General features: G+C 61.5%; 2 protein-coding genes. Both read right to left on the reverse strand.

The window, feature by feature from the left end:
* Window positions 1–650: ArsR/SmtB family transcription factor (locus tag ACXRVY_RS26970; RefSeq protein WP_458238726.1), on the reverse strand; the 650-nt coding region annotated here is incomplete at its 3' end.
* A 316-nt stretch (window positions 651–966) separates the two neighbouring features.
* The coding region (locus ACXRVY_RS26975; RefSeq protein WP_458238727.1) for a LysR family transcriptional regulator at window positions 967–1,825 on the reverse strand (859 nt) is incomplete at its 5' end.

A 1,825-nucleotide genomic window follows, 5' to 3' on the forward strand; every position in this document is an offset into this window, starting at 1 on the left:
TCGTTGGGCAGGCTCAGCCACCCCGACTGCATGAACAGCTGCAACAATGCCGCGCCCAGCGAGCCACCCATGTGCGGGCGTCTTTCGCTCCAGTCAGGGCATGCGCAGGCAACCCTGCCGTTGTGATGGGCCAGCGCCTGGATGAACACTCCCCGTGCCGCCAACCCAGTCGCGCCCTTGAGCGTGACCGTGACCCGCTGATCAATCTGTTCGATCCAGCCTGCCTCCAGCAGTCGCTGATACAGATCGGCGGACAGGGTGCCCCCCAAGTGATCGTCGCACAGTCGGGCACTCAGCAATGGCGAACGCACCGCCCGGGGTTTGGCCAGAGACGAATTGCGCTTGAATACGTCCGGAATATTCTGGGGTGCGCTGGCAAATGTCGCGCTGGCCAGTGCCTCGATTGCCGCCCCGACCTCGGGCGCGGCCAGGCGGAAGAAGCGTTTGCGACCGCGGTTTTCAACCCTCAACAGACCTCCTGCGGACAAACGCCCCAGGTGTGCACTGGCCGAAGACGGTGACAGGCCGGCCAGTAATGCCAACTCTTCGGTTGCTCGCGCCGAACCGTCGATCAAGGCCCACATCATTGCGCTGCGCTTTGGGTCAGCCAGCAATGTGGCGATCTGGCTGATGCAAGGTGCATGTTCCATGTATTCACTCCCTGTTGAATCGTTTCGTTTACTGCCCAGAAACATCTTGACCAGTAATGTGTCGTCAGCCAATCCGTGGAGACTGTCATAAACCCGGCGACGCCTTGCTCACTCATTTGCGCTGCCTGGCCGACACTGCGAAGGCCAGAAGGATGACCGTGCAGCCGGACCGACTCGAACGTGGACCCGCCAATGGGGGATCGACGCTACCTACATGATGAGGGCGCTAGTATATGCGGGTTGGTCGCGGGATCCTGTCCTCCGCCCCGCGTAGGTGCTGATAGTTCCTGAGAGAAATTTCTCTTTTTTCGTGCGACTAATGATCGATATCCGAAAAACCTGGAAATTGACTGCTCAAAAGTTCACATCGGCTGGCAAGCATTTCACGCAAGAGGTTCACCGGCTTACTCAATTGCGCGCGATGGGCGCACAACAGATTCAGCGGTGCGCGCTCACAGAGCAGCTCCGGCATCAGCACCTTCAAGCGACCGGCCAGTACATCGGCGGCGACATCCAGCCAGGACTTGTACGCGATCCCGGCGCCCGCCACGGCCCAAAGGCGAACGACATCGGCATCGTCACTGAAACGATCGCCGCTGACGGTCAGGCTGACTTCGCGTTTGCCGTCGTGAAAACTCCAGTGGTCGTGGACCCGGCTGCCGAGCATGTACAACAGGCAATTGTGCTGTGCCAGTTGCTCAAGATGCCGTGGCTCGCCATGACGAGCCAGATAGCCGGGAGCTGCGCACAACACCCGGCGGTTCTGCGGGGCGATGGGCAACGCCACCAGGCTGGAATCCTCCGGTTCACCGTAGCGCAGGGCAATGTCTACCGGTTGGCGAAACAGGTCGGCGATGCGATCCCCCAGCAGCAGGCGCACAGTCAGTTTCGGATGCTCGCGTTGAAACTCGTCGAGCCAGGGCAGCAGCAGGTTGCGGCCAAAGTCCGATGGCGCCGACAGTTGCAGAACCCCGCTGACCTGGTCCTGACCACTGGCCAGCAATCGCCGGCCCTCGTCTAGATTGCTCAGGGCCGCGCGAGCGTATTCGAGAAAGCCCTCGCCTTCGGCGGTCAAGCGCAGGCTGCGGGTCGAACGGGCCAACAAGCGGGCGCCGAGCTGTTGTTCTATGCGTTTGAGCGCTGCGCTGGCCACCGCCGCCGACATGTCCATGCCC

The organism is Pseudomonas sp. P5_A2_2, from assembly GCF_054177685.1.